Source organism: Pedobacter sp. (genome assembly GCF_041645105.1).
Classification (GTDB): domain Bacteria; phylum Bacteroidota; class Bacteroidia; order Sphingobacteriales; family Sphingobacteriaceae; genus Pedobacter.
In genome coordinates this window covers 1,122,309-1,137,725 of record NZ_JBAZQQ010000001.1, presented here as the reverse complement: position 1 = coordinate 1,137,725, position 15,417 = coordinate 1,122,309, and the positions used below count along the sequence as shown (strand labels likewise).

At 37.2% G+C, this 15,417-nt stretch carries 15 protein-coding genes; 4 read left to right on the top strand and 11 right to left on the bottom strand.

The genetic code is table 11. From position 1 onward, the window contains the following. Positions 1–44 precede the first annotated feature (44 nt). The gene (locus tag WC623_RS04810; RefSeq protein ID WP_372848497.1) at positions 45–881 is read right to left on the bottom strand and encodes an N-acetylmuramoyl-L-alanine amidase; all 837 of its coding nucleotides are present in this window, start codon (positions 879–881) and stop codon (positions 45–47) included. Positions 882–998: 117 nt separating this feature from the next. On the opposite strand from WC623_RS04810, the gene WC623_RS04805 reads away from it, so the two are divergent. Further along, positions 999–2,675, top strand: a complete 1,677-nt coding sequence (locus tag WC623_RS04805; RefSeq protein WP_372848495.1) for a Zn-dependent hydrolase — start codon at positions 999–1,001, stop codon at positions 2,673–2,675. Here WC623_RS04805 and WC623_RS04800 read toward each other — a convergent pair. The 8 genes from WC623_RS04800 to gltX form a co-directional block, all read right to left on the bottom strand. Further along, positions 2,668–3,036, bottom strand: coding sequence for a response regulator (locus WC623_RS04800; RefSeq protein WP_372848493.1), 369 nt, complete (start codon positions 3,034–3,036; stop codon positions 2,668–2,670). The genes WC623_RS04805 and WC623_RS04800 overlap by 8 nt on opposite strands. A gap of 11 nt (positions 3,037–3,047) precedes the next feature. Then, complete coding sequence (locus WC623_RS04795) at positions 3,048–3,614, bottom strand: chemotaxis protein CheB (protein ID WP_372848492.1); 567 nt, start codon at positions 3,612–3,614, stop codon at positions 3,048–3,050. Next, the gene (locus WC623_RS04790) at positions 3,614–4,435 is read right to left on the bottom strand and encodes a protein-glutamate O-methyltransferase CheR (protein ID WP_372848490.1); all 822 of its coding nucleotides are present in this window, start codon (positions 4,433–4,435) and stop codon (positions 3,614–3,616) included. Before WC623_RS04790 ends, WC623_RS04795 begins: the two co-directional genes overlap by 1 nt. A 2-nt stretch (positions 4,436–4,437) precedes the next feature. After that, positions 4,438–4,815 carry a response regulator gene (locus WC623_RS04785; protein ID WP_372848488.1) on the bottom strand — a complete coding sequence of 126 codons (378 nt, stop codon included), beginning with the start codon at positions 4,813–4,815 and terminating at the stop codon, positions 4,438–4,440. Positions 4,816–4,836: 21 nt separating this feature from the next. Then, entirely contained in the window at positions 4,837–8,439 is a 3,603-nt protein-coding gene (locus WC623_RS04780) for a response regulator (protein ID WP_372848486.1), read from the bottom strand. Then, positions 8,432–9,577 (bottom strand): response regulator, encoded by a 1,146-nt coding sequence (locus tag WC623_RS04775; RefSeq protein ID WP_372848484.1) that lies wholly within the window; start codon positions 9,575–9,577, stop codon positions 8,432–8,434. The genes WC623_RS04780 and WC623_RS04775 overlap by 8 nt, the downstream gene beginning before the upstream one ends. Before the next feature lie 107 nt (positions 9,578–9,684). Then, entirely contained in the window at positions 9,685–10,524 is an 840-nt protein-coding gene (locus WC623_RS04770) for a neutral zinc metallopeptidase (RefSeq protein WP_372848482.1), read from the bottom strand. A 71-nt stretch (positions 10,525–10,595) separates the two neighbouring features. Then, on the bottom strand, positions 10,596–12,104 hold the full coding sequence (gltX, locus tag WC623_RS04765; RefSeq protein ID WP_372848480.1) for a glutamate--tRNA ligase: 1,509 nt from the start codon (positions 12,102–12,104) through the stop codon (positions 10,596–10,598). Between the two features lie 307 nt (positions 12,105–12,411). Between gltX and WC623_RS04760 the strand changes: the two genes are divergently transcribed. The 3 genes from WC623_RS04760 to WC623_RS04750 are packed head-to-tail and all read left to right on the top strand — an operon-like array spanning position 12,412 to position 14,529. Next, positions 12,412–13,629, top strand: a complete 1,218-nt coding sequence (locus tag WC623_RS04760) for a sensor histidine kinase (RefSeq protein ID WP_372848478.1) — start codon at positions 12,412–12,414, stop codon at positions 13,627–13,629. After that, positions 13,607–14,110: a DinB family protein gene (locus WC623_RS04755; protein ID WP_372848476.1), complete on the top strand. Its 504-nt coding sequence runs from the start codon at positions 13,607–13,609 to the stop codon at positions 14,108–14,110. The genes WC623_RS04760 and WC623_RS04755 overlap by 23 nt, the downstream gene beginning before the upstream one ends. After that, positions 14,107–14,529 carry a hotdog fold thioesterase gene (locus WC623_RS04750; RefSeq protein ID WP_372848474.1) on the top strand — a complete coding sequence of 141 codons (423 nt, stop codon included), beginning with the start codon at positions 14,107–14,109 and terminating at the stop codon, positions 14,527–14,529. The genes WC623_RS04755 and WC623_RS04750 overlap by 4 nt, the downstream gene beginning before the upstream one ends. A 30-nt stretch (positions 14,530–14,559) precedes the next feature. On the opposite strand, the gene WC623_RS04745 is transcribed toward WC623_RS04750, so the two are convergent. Together WC623_RS04745 and WC623_RS04740 are read right to left on the bottom strand one after the other, a co-directional pair. Continuing rightward, positions 14,560–15,114 carry a DUF2911 domain-containing protein gene (locus tag WC623_RS04745; protein ID WP_372848472.1) on the bottom strand — a complete coding sequence of 185 codons (555 nt, stop codon included), beginning with the start codon at positions 15,112–15,114 and terminating at the stop codon, positions 14,560–14,562. A 32-nt stretch (positions 15,115–15,146) separates the two neighbouring features. Further along, positions 15,147–15,329: a hypothetical protein gene (locus WC623_RS04740; RefSeq protein WP_372848470.1), complete on the bottom strand. Its 183-nt coding sequence runs from the start codon at positions 15,327–15,329 to the stop codon at positions 15,147–15,149. Positions 15,330–15,417 lie beyond the last annotated feature (88 nt).

Below are 15,417 nucleotides of genomic sequence, written 5' to 3'. Positions count from 1 at the left end.
CCTAAGTACTAAAATCTAAATACTTTATAAATAAACCCCATGCCTCAATACTTCTTGTAAAGGTTAAACAAAATCAGCTTATCAGCAGGTGTAAGCACCTGACTTACGTCTGTTTGGACAAAATGCAGCTTAAATGAAGCTATTGCTGCAGGTAAATTACGAGTATCATATCCAATAATTCTCAATGCAAGCTCTGCATTAAAATCATCCGGAGGTAGGTTCAAAACATCATCATACCATAATCCAAACCCTTTCTTTGCCAAAATCTTCCATGGAAAATTTCTTGGATCATTCTTTCTTCCAGGGGCGATATCAGCATGTCCAATAAAATTGGCAACAGGTATATTATAACGTTTCTTTAATGCATCAAGCAGCACCAATAAACTTCTTATCTGGGCATCGGTAAAAGGTTGATCAATCCCATTATTATCTAATTCGATCCCGATAGATGAAGAATTCAGGTCGCTGGTATTACCCCATTTCCCTATTCCGGCGTGATTTGCACGGAGATAATCATTAACCATCTGCACTACTGCGCCGTCCTTTCCTACAATGTAATGCGCACTTACTTCACTTTTACCTTTTACTAAAAACGTATTGATAGTTTGTTGGGTGGAGTTTTGAGCAGTATGGTGTATGATCACAAAATTTGGTTTACGAATTCCAAAATTCACAGACCCAACCCAGGACTGAATTGTGGGATCTAGCCCAGGCACTTGTTGTGCTGGCGGGGGTACAGTCTTTATGATCTCAGAAAACCCCTTAGCCTTGTATTTATATATTTTTTCGGTAGCAGCATACTTACTGGTAGAACAGGATACCAATAAAAAGGAAGAAACAACCACTAATCCAACTTTCCTAAATTTCTTATAATGAGCCATATTGAATATATAGAAGATGTGAAATTACTATTTTTTACTATTTTAGTCGCAAATAATTCGATATATGAATCTCGTACCATCTTATTACGGCTTCATAACCAGGAAAAAATACAATATATGAAACACATTAACAAAGCAACTGCTTTTATTGCCGGGTGCTCAATTATTATGGGAATAGCCTCCTGCACTAACCCTCAGTCTACGAACCAAACTGCGACACATAATTCGGCAGAAGATAGCCTTCAAAACTATGTTAATGAACGATTAGGCATTTATGAAAAAGTGAAGTTAACCACAAACATCAATGATCTAACGGCTAATGAAAGAAAGATATTGCCCCTATTGATTCAGGCTGCCCAAATTATGGATGACTTGTTTTGGAAACAAGCTTATCCACAACGTGACAGTTTGCTTAGCACCATTAAAGATGAAAAAACAAAGGCTTTCCTCATGATCAATTATGGCCCTTGGGATAGACTAAATGGGGATAAACCGTTTGTTCAGGGCATTGGTCCTAAACCAGACGCAGCAACCTTTTATCCAGCTAATATGACAAAGGAGGAATTGAAAAAATCTGATGTGAAGGATAAATACGGCTTATATTCCGTAATCAAAAAGGATAGCACTGGTAAGCTTTCATCAGTTCCATATCATATTTTATATGCTACAGAGCTACAACAGGCATCAAGCTTATTAAAGCAAGCTGCACTTCTTGCTGAAGATGCTGGTTTAAAAAAATATCTCAATCTACGTGCTGATGCCCTGGTCACCGACAACTATACAGCGAGTGATTATGCCTGGTTAGATATGAAAACCAATAACCTTGATATTATTATTGGCCCGATTGAAAACTATGAAGACAAACTTTTTAATGCACGTGCTTCTTTTGAAGCTTATGTATTGGTAAAAGATAAGGTTTGGAGTAAAAAGTTAACAAAATATGTAAGCATGCTCCCTCAATTACAGCAGGGACTGCCTGTTGAGGCTAAATATAAAACAGAAAAGCCTGGCACTGACTCTGAATTGAATGCCTATGATGTAGTTTATTATGCTGGCGATTGCAATGCCGGATCTAAAACAATTGCGGTTAACCTTCCAAATGATGAGGTTATACAACAGAAAAAAGGGACAAGGCGTTCGCAGTTAAAGAATGCGATGAAAGCGAAATTTGATAAAATTTTGGTTCCTATCGCTAAAGAATTAATAGATAAAGATCAGCTTCAATACATCAATTTTGATGCTTTCTTTGCTAATGTAATGTTTCATGAAGTAGCACATGGCCTGGGTATTAAAAATACAATCACAGGTAAAGGTTTTGTTAAAGAAGCTCTTCAAGAGCAGTATTCATGGTTAGAAGAAGGTAAAGCAGATGTTTTAGGGCTTTATATGGTTACAGATCTGCTTAAAAAAGGAGAGCTCGAAGGTGATATAAAGCAATTTTACACGACCTATATGGCCGGTATTTTACGTTCAGTAAGATTCGGAGCTGCCAGCGCACATGGAAAAGCAAATATGCAATGCTTTAATTTTTTTAAAGAGAATGGCGCTTTCATTAGAAATGAAAATGGTACTTATCAGGTTGACTTTGCAAAATTTGAAAATGCAATGAACAAACTGAGTGGTCTAATTATAACACTACAGGGAAATGGAGATAAAGCAGCAGTTGAAAAAGTACTTCGTGAAAAGGCGATTATCACCACAGAATTACAAGCTGACCTGGACAAATTAACCAAAAAAGGCATCCCTGTTGACATTGTTTTTGAACAAGGAGTAGATGTTTTAGGTGTTAAATAGTTAAATGTTTTTGGATAATTATTTCAAGCTCTTCAATATCGAAGGGCTTGGATAAATATCCATCAGCTCCAGCCTGATCAGCTAGTGATTTTACATCATTATTTGCAGAAAAATAGATCACAGGAATGCTCTTCAAGAGAGGATCAGCCTTTAAGGCCTTTGTTGCATCCATACCACCAATATCTGGCAACCAGTTATCCATAAATATAATATCAGGCATATAAGCCATCACCTGATCTACTATGTCATTGGAAGTAGATGAGGTTTTAATATCGTAACCTGCATCCTCCAATATGATAGTACATAAATCCAGAATGTCAGTATTATCATCAAATACAAATACCTTTTTATTCTCAATCATTTATAATCAAATTAGGACATCAAATTAATAAATTCTGCCATATCAGCTATTGGCAACACCTCATCTATCATTACATTTAACCTTGCCTGCTCAGGCATATACGCAACCTGGGCAGTCTCAGGATCCTGAATTACGGCTCTTCCACCCCATGCTTTTACACTTTTCAAGCCGTTCACTCCATCTGAATTAGAGCCGGAAAGTAATATGCATACAAGATTCGTTTTATACACTTCCGCAGCTGTCTGAAAAGTCGCATCTATCGCTGGTCTTGAATAGTTTATTTTTTCAGAGTAATCTAATGAGAACGTTTCATCCTGCTCAACAAGTAAGTGATAGTCAGACGGTGCAATATACACATTACCCGCCACGATCTTCTCTTTTTCATCTACTTCCTTAACGTTGAGCTTGGTTCGGGTAGAAAGCAGTATGGGCAATAAAGAGTCTGCACCATGCTTTCTGTGCACCACAATAATAATTGGAAACGTGATATTTACATTTACATCTGGTAACACTTTTAATAATACTTCCAGACTCCCGGCTGATCCTCCAAAAATAAGTGCTTTACATTTTTTTCTCATTACCCTACTTTCCTCCATATTTTTTCTCCCTGCAAGCGTTTATATTTAGAGGAAACCCTGGAAAACTCAACCGTTTCTTTTGATCCCAATGCAAGATACCCCAGGTCTTCCAGACTTTCATCAAACAAGTCTAACACATTATGTTGCAGGTCACGGTCAAAATAAATCAATACATTTCTACAAAGAATCAATTGGAATTCATTAAATGAGTGATCAGAGACCAGATTGTGTGTCGAAAATATGATTTTCTTCTTTAATTCATCATCGAATTTTGCCAGAGAATAACTGGCGGTATAATACTTTGAAAAATCATCTGTTCCTCCAGACAATATATAATTCTCAGAATACTGTTTCATATGGCTCATTGCAAACATACTCTGCGCCGCTTTTTCAAGAACAGTTGGGTTAAGATCAGTCGCATAAATCAAAGACTTATGTAAAAGGTTTAATTCTTTTAAGATAATAGAGATGGAATAAGCTTCTTCACCAGTTGAACAACCAGCTAACCATATCCTTATGAATGGATAAGTCCCAAGTTTGGGCAAGACCACCTCTCTTAAAGTCCTAAAAAAAGAAGGGTCTCTAAACATTTCAGTTACATTAACCGTAAGCTGCTCTACAAATCGCTTAAAGTAAACCTGATCGTTTAACACCTTATACCTGAATTCAGCAAAACTCAAGGATTTATCTAAAGAATAAAGCCTTGAAATCCGTCTCTTTAAAGATGCCCTTGAATATCCAGTAAAATCATAGCCATACTGCTCCAAAAGGTCAGAAAGCAATAATTCTACATATTCATCTGTAATTAAAAAACTATCCAATGTTATTCAGTTAAAACGTAAAGGGCTAACAACTTAAGCAATTCCTCTACGTTAATTGGTTTTGCAACATATCCAACAGCACCAGCACTTAAACACCTTTCTCTGTCACCAAGCATTGCCTGAGCGGTAACTGCAATTACAGGAATGTCTTTAAATCGAGTACTGCTTTTCATTTTAGAGATCGCTTCATATCCATCCATCCCTGGCATCATCATGTCCATAAGTACCACGACAATATCCCTATCATTTGCCAGGATTTCAAGTCCTTCTTCTGCACCGATTGCAGAAAGACACTGATACCCCTTTGCCTTTAAGACCGCACTTAATGCAAAAATATTTCTGGGATCATCATCAATTATTAAAATCTTATTTTCAACCATATTTTTTCCAGCGTTTTATGATTAAACCTTATTGTAAAGCCAAACTCTTAATAACGAAATCAACTGATCTACATCCACAGGTTTGGAAATGTAATCAGAAGCGCCTGCCGCTATGCACTTTTCTCGATCTCCCATCATTGCTTTCGCTGTAACAGCTAAAATTGGCAATTGTTTGTAGGCAGGACTCTTTCTTATTTCCTTTGTCGTTTCGTATCCGTCCATCTCAGGCATCATCATATCCATAAGCACTATATCTACCATCGGATTATCCTTGAGCGTCTGAAGAGCTTCCTTACCATCAACTGCGGCAAGAACCTTCATTTTATGTTGTTCCAATGCTTTTGTTAAAGAAAAGATATTACGGACATCATCATCGGCAATCAAAACGGTTTTATTACTCAATACATCATACAATCCACCTAATTTCTCTGAATCAGATTTCTTATTTTTTTTATCACCCTCACTTTCTTCTACCAGATGAAGAAAAAGCCCTGCTTCGTCTAAAATTCTCTGATAAGAATGTGCGGTTTTAATCACGATCGAATCTGCATACTGCTTAATTCTGATCTCCTCCCCTTTTGAAAGGTTTTTTCCTGTAAATATAATAATAGGCAGATTTTCAAGTCCCGGACTCTTCTTTATGATATCCAAAGTCTCATAGGCATTTTTATCTGGTATTCCCATATCCAGGATTACACAATCCACTTCGTTTTTACTTAGCGCTCCAATACTTTGTTTTACATTATCTGCAACTTCTGTATGGATATTGTAATTACTCAAAAAGTAGCTTAACGCCTCTGCATGTTGCTTATTTTCTTCAACGATCAAGACCTTCCTGGGGTGTCGGCTAAATGCATCTTCAAGCTTTTCAAAAATCTGCTTAATGTGTTCTAAAGCAACAGGCTTATTGATAAAATCAATTGCCCCCTTCAATAAACTCTCTTTCTTAACCTCCATTGAAGACATAATATGGACAGGTATAGGCCGGGTTGCAGGATTTGATTTTAACTCTTCCATTACCTGCCAGCCATCTTTAACGGGTAACTGTATATCAAGTAGGATCGCTAAAGGCTGATAAATATTCGCCATTTCTACTCCCAGATCCCCACGAACCGCTACAAGGCCTTTATAATTCTTTTTACGTGTAAAACTTAGAAGTGTTTTCGCAAAATTAGTATCATCCTCAATAATGAGAATCACCCTATCTCCTGGCTGGATATCATTCCTGTCATCCTCAATCTCATTTGGGATATGATCCACAGTAAACCGCTCTGCTACAACTTTCTCTACCCTATCAACATAAATCGATTGAACAATATCTTCTGTTCTTTGATCAGGTTCAGCCTGATCTTCAAACACTTTACGAACCAAGGGCAGTGAAAGTGTAAACTCACTACCTACATGTTCCTTACTGGTCAGTTCAATATCGCCATCCAAAAGCTTAGCTAACTCTCTGCTTATAGAAAGGCCTAAACCTGTCCCTCCAAACTTACGCCTGGTAGATCCATCCGCTTGCTGAAATGCTTCGAAAATGAGTCCTTGTTTATCCGGAGAAATGCCTATTCCTGTATCTGTAACCTTAAATAAAATATTTTTGCCCGAGTCGTTCTTAGTTACTGTTAAAGTTACTTTTCCTGTTGAAGTAAACTTAATCGCATTTGAGAGTAGATTTTTAAGTATCTGCTCCAATCTCATTTTATCAGTATTGAAATTTTGTAATGATTCCTCTACATCAATAATCAACTGAAGATGCTTATTCTTCGCTATCGGATTAAATAGTGACCGCATATCAGTTGCAATCTCTGCGATACTGACATCTCTGAATTCAAGCTTCATTTTACCAGCCTCAATTTTTGAAAGATCCAGAATTTCATCGATCAAACCAAGTAACCCTTGTCCTGAGCTTTGTATAACTTCAGCATACTCAATATATTCTTTGTCAAGGTCTTTATTGTCTGACATTAATTTTGACAGCAACAAAATAGAATTTAATGGGGTTCTCAGTTCATGAGACATATTTGCAAGGAACTCAGATTTATACTTGGTACTCTGCTCCAATTGCTCTGCCTTTTGCTGTATGTCGATATTTCTTTCACGAATCAGTTGGTTCTTTTCTTCCAACAAACTAGTACGTTCTTCCAGTTCCTGATTACTTTGCAAAAGTTCTTCTTGTTGTACTCTCAATTCCTCTTCTGAAGTTTGAATTCTTTGAGTTTGAGCCTCAAGTTCTGCATTTAGCCCCTCAAGTTCGCGATGTTGTGCCTGTAATTCTTCTGCCTGCGCCTGTGTTTCTTCTAAAAACTCCTGCAACTTACTACGGTTTTGAGATACATGAATAGCAACTCCAATATTATTGGAAATACTATTCAGAAAGTCAATCTGCAACGGGGTATAAGTCTGAAGAGATCCAAATTCCATCGCTCCAATAACCTCTCCATCTCTAAAAATCGGGACAGCAATCACATTGCGTGGCTTTGTACTGCCTATAGTATAACTAATTGTTAATTCTCCTTCTGGAATATCATTAATTAAGATTGATTTTCTGGACTTGATGCATTGCCCGATCAACCCCTCTCCAATATTCAGCCGCTTTCGCTTTTCATCCTCCATCAGCGCATAACTCCCCGTTAATTGGAGTGTTTGAGCATCCTCCTCATGAAGGTATAACGCTGCAACCTGACTATGCGTCCGCTCTACAATTTCTTCTATGACATCCGTTGAAAGCTCTTTTACAGTCTTTTCACCAACCATTTTATCATTTAATGCCGCAACTCCAGATTGTAGCCACTCTTTATCAGCCAATAAAGTAAAGGAATACTGTAAAGATTCTGCCATAGTATTTAAAGAGATGGCCAAACTTCCCAATTCATCCTTTTCATTATTATCCAATCGGATCTGATAATCTCCACCTGAAATTCTATTTGCGACTCCTTGAATTGTAGCAATCCGACTATCCATTTCGTCATTCTTATCTTGTAATTCTTTCTGAAGTCGTGTACGGGTATTGAAATCGTAGGAAACTCTCCTATAAAAAAAGATCGTAATGATAATAGCAAGAAAAGCCGCTAAAATAATAAGAGAAGGAGTGTAACCAGCCAGCTTATTCATATTGGCTGTACGTAAATCCAGCAACCGTTCTTCCTCCGATTTCATCACTTTGATCAAATCTCTTGCTGTATCCATATAAGACTTTCCATTGATCAGTTCAGAAGTCGCAATAGCTCTCCCTCGTTCCTTATCCTCAATGGTTCGCTTTATGATATCCAATCTGCCATTAATGATCTCTTTCAGCTTCTGAACATTCCTTTGTTGAAATTCATTGTCAACAGTCTCCATCCTTATTTCTTCCAATAAACCTAAAGCACGCTGTTTTGCTCCATTATATGGCTCAAGAAAATCTTTCTCACCAGTTAAAAGAAATCCCCTTTGACCTGTTTCTGCATCGGTTAAAGCAGATATAACATTATCAAGTTTCGACATAACCTGATTGCTATGCTTAACCATTTCTGCACTTTTAATCAGACTGTTAATACTTAAGTACGAAGCTAAAGAGGTAATAAAAAGTATCAATAATGATAAACCAAGGCCAATTCGCAGATTATTCTTTATTTGTTTTTTACTCATAAGATTCCTTAATTTTATCCGCCTCATTAATCATATTTATTGGTATCGTAAAATAAAATTCAGAGCCTTCTCCTAATTTGCTTTTTACACCAATTTGTCCCCCATGCCTGCTAATAATTTCAGCAGATATATATAAGCCTATTCCCAGTCCCTGGAAATGGATTGCTGTCTCTTCTACTCTATAAAACTTTTCGAATACTGTTTGCTGCAGTTCAGGTATAATTCCAATCCCAAAATCACGCACCCCAAGGTATAACTGCTCTCCATTTACATATACGTTAATCTGAATTTCATTTGTACCCGGTGAATACTTTATTGCATTGGTCAGGAAATTAACTATTACCTGCTCTATCCTCATTTCATCAGCATAAATCTGTTCAGGAAAAGTCCCATTTATAACAATTTTGAACTCTGGATTTGCCTGATGAATAACCTCCAATACCCCATCCAACATTTGATCAAGTTCGAAATACTTTTTATTAAACTCTAACTTTCCACTCTCTATTTTAGAAATATCCAGAAGTTCAGCAATAAGATCATTTAATTTATCCAGTTGTACCTGCGCTTTAATCAAGTGCTTTTTTACTGTCAGAACATCTCCCTTATCAATACTTCTAGCCAACAACTGCACATACCCCTTTACGCTAGTGAGTGGTGTTTTTAATTCATGACTGGCTATACTTATAAATTCATCTTTTTTTCTTTCTGCTTTTTTTCTGAATTCAATCTCATCTAAAAGGGCTTTCTGAACTTCAATAAGTTTCCTGCTTTGTTCATAGATACGATAAAACGTCTTCACCTTTAGTAACAGGATATCCATATCAACCGGTTTGGTTATATAATCCAATCCCCCAGAAGAATATCCTTTAGTAATAAATTTAAGTTCGGTATTTGCTGCTGATAGAAATATGATCGCTGTTTCCTTTGCTTTACTATAGCCTGAAATTGCCTCGGCAACTTCAAAACCATCCATTCCTGGCATTTGTACATCTAAAATAATGAGCACATATTCATTTTTAAGCACCTTTTTTAGAGCTTCCTCACCAGAGGATGCTGTGTCAACTTCAAAATTATGTTTCTCCAGAACCTTCTTTAAAGAAATAAGGTTCTCAGGAGTATCGTCTACAATTAATATCATTATTAAAGATAAATAGGCGTTGAAATCAGAACCGGATAGCCTGTTATTTGTTTATGTTAAATCTATACAAGTTTAAACATATATACAACCTAATTTTTGCAAAAAAATTATAATTGTCCAGTATTAAATGTATCGCCTTGATTGAAATCGCCTGTATCAAAGCCCTTTTTGAACCAATGCATCCTCTGAGCAGAGGTACCATGGGTAAATGCATCCGGTACTACTTCACCTTGCGACTGCTGCTGAAGCTTATCGTCCCCAATTGCGTTTGCAGCCGTTAATGCTTCTTCAATATCTCCTTGATCTAATTTGAAGTTAGCGAGGTTTTGCGCATGATGCGCCCACAGACCAGCAAAGAAATCAGCTTGTAATTCCAGTTTTACTGATAACTTATTATATTCTACTTCACTCATTTGTCCTCTTGCTCTTTGTACTTTCTCGGATATGCCGAGCAGATTTTGTACATGGTGCCCCACCTCGTGTGCGATGACATAAGCTTGTGCAAAATCCCCTGCAGCACCAAAGCGATCCTTTAAATCCTTATAGAAAGTTAAATCAATGTATACTTTATGGTCTGCAGGACAATAAAAAGGACCAACTGCAGAGCTCGCATTGCCACAAGCAGACTGAACACTATTGTCGAACAATGTAAGAACCGGTGGTTCATATTCCCTACCTAATTCCTTAAATTGTGCAATCCAAACTGAATCTGTAGACTCAAGTACACCCGCAACAAACTTACCCTCTGCATCCTGAGGCACTCCTCTTGCCCCATCTACATTTTCCTGCTGTCCGATAGGAAGCTGATTAACCAGACCGGAAAAATCCTGTCCAAAAATAAGTCCAAGTACCACAACGACAATAGCTGCGCCACCGCCAAGTACTTTACCTCCACTCATTCCTCTTCTGTCATCAATATTACCACTGCCTTTACCGAACCATTGCATAGAAATTTATATTTAATTAGGTGAATTAAACTTTGCGGCAATTGTTATACCAAAACCAGAAGAAAGGATATTTAACTGAAAGTAATTATCGCTTTATGGATTCTTTTTATCGTTTCTACTGCACCAAGCGCAACAGCAATATCAAAAACTCCTGGTCCAAACTTCCCTCCAACAAGCATAATCCTAAATGGCAACATTAGTTCCCCAGGTTTAAAATTATGTGCTGCAGCTAACGTCTTAAACTTTTCTTCCAATTCTAATCCTGTAAGTCCGTCTACTATTTCCAAAGCATAAGCTTCAAAAAACTTAGCTTTCTCAATAGTCCACTTGGGCTTAACCGCATCTAAATCATATGATTCCGGCGCAACAAAAAAGTAAATACTTTGAGGCACGAAATCGGTTAAAAGATTACAACGGTCTTTAATTAGGTCAATAATACCCTTTAGATATTGGTCATCATTCAATGCTATCCCATGCTCGGCAAAAGCTTGCTTTACAACAGGAAGAAGTATTTCTGCAGTCGCATTTTTAATCCACTCATGATTATACCATTTAGCTTTTTCAAAGTCAAATTTCGCTCCTGCTTTACTAATTCTTTCTAACGAGAACTTATCGATAAGCTCGCTCAAAGAGAAGATCTCCTGATCGGTACCGTCATTCCAACCAAGCATAGCCAAAAGGTTCACAAATGCTTCCGGCATAAAGCCCAGCTCCCTAAATCCTTTAGTCAGATCTCCTGTTTTAGGATCCGTCCAGTTTTGAGCATATACTGGGAAACCTAACCTATCACCATCTCTTTTGCTCAACTTACCATTCCCATCTGGTTTTAAGATTAATGGTAAATGTACCCACGCGGGCATCTCATCTTCCCAACCTAAATATCTCCATAAAAGGATATGAATTGGTGCTGACGGAAGCCATTCTTCACCTCTGAATATATGACTGATTTCCATTGCTTTGTCATCCGCTACTACAGCAAGATGATAAGTCGGCATCCCGTCAGCTTTTAATAAAACTTTGTCATCAACCAGGTTGGTCTCAAAGCTGACATGTCCTCTAATAAGGTCTGTAAAGGATACCGTCTCATTTTCGGGCATCTTAATACGCACAACATGGGGAGTGTTAGTGGCCAGCAATGCAGCTACTTCTGTCTCATTAAGTGTAAGTGAATTCCGCATCTCTCCACGAGTTGCTAATCCATATGTAAAATTTGGTATCTCTTTTCTTTTAGCATCCAACTCTTCAGGAGTATCAAAAGCGTAATAAGCATAACCATCTTCAATTAATTGATCTGCATACTGTTTATAAGTTGCTTTACGCTCACTTTGACGATAAGGTCCGAATGCTCCTTCATTTGCAGGACTTTCATCGGGAACAATTCCACACCAATCCAGACAAGAGGCGATATACTCCTCTGCGCCCTCTACAAAGCGGGTTTGATCAGTATCCTCAATACGTAAAATAAACTTCCCCTTATGCTTTTTTGCAAACAGATAATTAAACAAAGCGGTACGTACACCACCTAAATGTAGTCCCCCTGTTGGGCTAGGGGCAAATCTTACTCTTACTTTCTTTTCCATGATTACGAGTTACAAAGATATATTTTTTAGTGCTTTAGCATTATATTCATCCAATTTTGTAATGCACACCGCATTAAGTGTGTATTTTCAACAAAAAATAACACTCAAACAGCTGATAATCAACGCATTGTTTATCACAAAACTATAACTTGTATGAGTCTTGTATGACTCTCTAATGACTCTCATATGAGTATAGATGAGTCCAACCCATTTAAAACCCAGTTACAAGGGGCTATTATGTCTTTTATTATTTAGGCTGTTTCGCTGCATTTTCAAATGCTATTTTGTAATTTGCCCATATATTAATATGAATCCATACGAGAAAAAGCGCCGCTGGAAATTCTTTCTACTCATCTTTGCCATTGTTATTGGCACTGCTTCTGTTTTTTACAGCGACTTTTTTGTAAAAAAAATGGAGCGTGAGGAGCAACTTCAATTCCAACTATATGTAAAAGTGACCGAACAATCGTTGGCCATGTATGATGACGATCGTTATACAAGTTTGATTGATCTTATCAGGACAAATACAAAATTACCTGTTATTATGATTGATTCTGAAGGGGCAATTTTGGCCTATCAGGGCCTTGATTCAACCAAAACCAATTATGAAGTAGAAAAACAACCCAATAAAACCTATGACCCCGGGTATTTTGCAAGAGAGCTTAATAAAATGAAAACTCAACATCCTCCTACCCCAATTATTGGACTGGACGGAACACGATGGTATATTTATTATAAAGATTCGGCAACCTTAACTCAACTTCGCTATTTTCCTTATATACAGCTGGCAGTGATTGGCTTGTTCTTAATTACTGCCTACGTAGCTTTTAGCTCAGCCAGAAAAGCAGAACAAGATCAGGTTTGGGTAGGTATGGCTAAAGAAACAGCACATCAATTAGGTACTCCAATCTCTTCTCTGATGGCATGGGTTGAACTGATCAAATCAAGGTTTGATGCTGAGGACGACCCTTTGATTGCAGAAATGGAGAATGACATCAAACGACTAGAGGTCATTACCGATCGTTTCTCTAAAATTGGTTCAAAACCTATTGTAGAAGACCATGTCGTTTATACTGTTATTTATAATTTTGTAGAATACTTTAAACTACGTACTTCCGATAAAATTGTTTTTAAAATTTCAGGTGATGAGCAAGTACGCGCACTGTTAAATGTCCCGTTATTTGACTGGGTGATTGAAAATCTACTTAAAAATGCTGCAAATGCGATTGAAAATGAGGGGCACATTACTATAGACATTATCGAAAATCTAGCTAAAGAGGAGGTTTTTATTGATGTCACAGATACAGGAAAAGGCATTACACGCTCAAAGTTTGATGCAGTTTTCCAACCTGGCTATACTACGCGCAAACGGGGATGGGGTTTGGGGCTATCACTAACCAAAAGAATTATCGAAAACTATCATAATGGACAAATCTTTGTCAAGGATTCAGAACTTGGCAAAGGAACCACCTTTCGTATCATTTTAAAAAGCAGCATTACTTATGAACCGACCACAAACACATGAGTATCCCGTATGGGCTGAACAATACATTAGCCTTGTAGAAGGAGATGTAATGGAATTGTTGAAAAGACAGGCTACTGAATTTTCTGATTTTATAAATAGCCTCATTGAAAAGGCAGATTATGCTTATGCCCCTGGAAAGTGGACAATTAAACAACTAATTGGACATATTATAGATACCGAGCGGATCCTCGTATATCGTCTTACCTGTTTTGCCAGAGGAGAAAACCATGCTTTACCTGGTTTTGAAGAAGATGATTACGTTGCTAATGCACATTTTCAGGACAGGAGTTTACTAAGCCTGTCAGAAGAGTTTGCTTTACTGAGAAAAGCGAATATGTATTTGTTTGAATCACTTTCAGAAAAAGAACTAAATAGAAGCGGAACAGCTTCTGAGAGACAAATTACAGCGCGGGCATTACTTTATGTTATTCCTGGCCATATCATTCACCATACACAAATCATTAAAAGCCGTTACTTATGATCTGGTTTTCTGAATTTAGTCCTGAACAGTTAAATGACCGCCCTAAAAATCACATGGGTGCTTTTCTTGATATTAAATTTACTCAAGTTGAGGAAGATGCTCTAACAGGGACAATGCCCGTAGATGAGCGCACACATCAACCAGCCGGAATATTGCATGGTGGAGCGTCTGTTGTATTGGCAGAAACACTGGGAAGTGTTGCTTCTTATATGTGTATTGATCCAGAAAAATATCAGGCTGTAGGTCTTGAAATTAATGCGAACCACCTTAGGCCTGTTAAGTCAGGTCTGGTTACCGGAATATGTAAACCTCTGCATATAGGCGCAAAAACCCATGTTTGGGAAATTAAAATTTACAATGATAAAGGAAAGATGAATTGTATAAGCAGGTTAACAGTAGCTATAATTAAAAAAGCCTGATTAAAATCCAGTTTTTTTGATCTAAATCGACTATTTTAATTCAATTGGTAGCTCGATTAAGGTTTTATCCCAACCAAAAACCATATTAGCGCCTACTGCATTCGTTGTAAAAGTTATAGAAAAGCTTTCTAAAGTTTTATCCAATGATTTAACAGGCACTTCTGTTCTTAGAACATCCTTAGTTTCATCATAAGTAAATGAACCCCAACGGTCTGTCTGTTTATTTACAATCATTACCCATTTATCCTTATTTGGAATAGCAAATAAGCTATAGGTACCCGGCTTAATTGTCTTGCCTCCTATTTTTACGCGCTTAAAAAACTTAATCTCAGTATTCTCATTGGCACCTAAACGCCATACTTTTCCATACTGCTCTAAAACACCAAAAATTTCACGCCCCTTTTTTGCTGGCCTCGAATAAATAACCTTAATCAAAGGCAATGAACCATCCTTAGCTTTTGCAGCATTAAGCGGAAAATAAACAATATCAGCAGGACTGGAATCAATCGGCGAAAACTTCAATTCCTGAGCTTTCGCCATAAAGGCAAAAAGTATAAATACTCCGATAAAACTTATTCTTTTCATTATAAATTGCCTTAAATGATTAAGAACTAAGACTAATACTCGCGTCCTTTAACGACACCGTTTAAGAAAACTGCACCGAATATAAAACCAATAATTCCACCTAAAATAGACCAACCGAAACTACAAGTTATAATTGCAGCAGTCAAAATACCAAAAAACAGGCCTAAAACGTAGTAAACCCAGTCTAAACTATTGTTGTTCTCTTCTTTAATCATTATAATAATACTTAGGCTCCAAAGATATTGATTTATTTTATAAAGCAGGATTACATGTCAGCTTTTCGTCAATTAATTGAAAAATATT